Source organism: Streptomyces phaeochromogenes (assembly GCF_001418655.1).
In the GTDB taxonomy this organism is placed as follows: Bacteria; Actinomycetota; Actinomycetes; order Streptomycetales; family Streptomycetaceae; genus Streptomyces; species Streptomyces phaeochromogenes.
The window spans coordinates 1-1,459 of record NZ_LIQZ01000636.1; the positions used below are offsets into that span (position 1 = coordinate 1).

Below are 1,459 nucleotides of genomic sequence, written 5' to 3' on the forward strand. Positions count from 1 at the left end.
TCTCTCCCTCCTCCCCCTCTCCCGCCCACTGCCGCTCCAGGGCTTGGACCTTTCTCTCGGCGCCCTCGCGGGCCTGCCGATTGGTCCACCACAGCTGGTGGACGACGAGAAGCAGGAGGACGACACCGAGGGTTACGAGAACCTCGGCACCGTTCCAGAGGAGGCGGGCGTAACGGGCACGCCGCCGCCGGGCCTGCTGATGGACGACGGGGACTCGCATGCGCGTATGCCTCCCTCCGTGCGGGAGCCGTGGCGGGCTGGGCCCGGGCGGCTGCCGTGGCCGGGCCGGAGCCAAGGCGATGGCGATGGCCGGGGCCGCACGATAAGGGCTGAAGCCCCAACTCACCATCCCCATGAACGAGCCGCCCTTCCCCACGGCTCACGACCGCCCACGACCCGCTCACGCTCCTCCCCCGATCTCACCCCTGGCCTGCCCATACCTCTCCTCAGCCGGGCGGTCGGCAGTACGGTGTCCACCATGCGCCCCGACACGTCTGCCGAGTACGTCGACCACAACGCCGAAGCAGCACGCCTGGAGCGGACCGCCGGCCTCTACCCCGAGGACGCCGAGCACCTGCTGCTGCAGGCTGCGGCCCACCTCGAACTGGCCGAAGACCGCCCGCGAGCCACCGCCTTCTACGACCGCCTCCTCTCCAGCGAGACCCCCCTGGAGAACCCATTCCTGGTACGTGCCCTGAAGGCGGCCAACCTCTGGGAGTACGGCCACGAGGCGGAGGCGAAGGCGATCATCGAGGGCGTCCGCGGGGCGTCACCCCGCGACCCGGCCCCATGGGTGATCGTGGCCGAGTCCCTGGAGTCCCACGACGAGCTCGAAGCCGCACAGCAGACGTTCACAGAGGCGGCGACCCACCTCCTGACGGACGTCCCCGAACCCCCGTACGCGACCCACCCGGTCCTCTTCGGCCGCCACCGCGTACGCCGCATGCTGGGCCTCCCCCACGACAACTGGGACGCCCTCGCGGACACGCTCCACTCCTCCCCGGTCTCCCTGGACGAACTCCACGACCCGAAGCGCGTCTGGTCCCTGGGCTCGGACAACCCGGCGGAACTGGAAGCCGAAATCTCCCGCCTCCGCGCCGAGTTGGGCACCTACCGGGAGGCGCTGTCCCGCCCGTTCCCGGTCGCGGTGTTGCACTGGCCGGCGAGCGAACTGGCGGAGCTGCTGGCGGCGTACCCGTCCTTGACGGAGGAGTACCCGTCCTATGAGGAGCACCTCGCGACGATAGAGGGGTCGCTGAGGGAGCTTGCGGCCTCGGGTACGCCGAACCTCGGGATCGTCACGGGGACGGTTCCTTCTTATGAGGCGTTCGCTGCTTCGGAGGGGGCTTCGCCTGGGGATGCGTCACTGCTGCCGCAGTATGCGACGACTTTGGCGGCGCGGGGGCGGGCTGAGGCTTGGCCGCCGGAGCGGGGGGCGTCTTGTTGGTGTGGGTCTGGG

1 protein-coding gene and 1 pseudogene are annotated in these 1,459 nt (G+C 70.5%); one reads left to right on the forward strand and one right to left on the reverse strand.

Annotated features, from left to right (window positions below; translation table 11 throughout):
• A pseudogene (locus AOK17_RS47005) lies at window positions 1-220 on the reverse strand (class E sortase); the annotation flags it as partial.
• A 258-nt stretch (window positions 221-478) separates the two neighbouring features.
• Between AOK17_RS47005 and AOK17_RS47010 the strand changes: the two are divergent.
• Window positions 479-1,459 (forward strand): hypothetical protein (locus AOK17_RS47010; protein WP_055618750.1); only part of this gene is annotated, 981 nt, incomplete at its 3' end.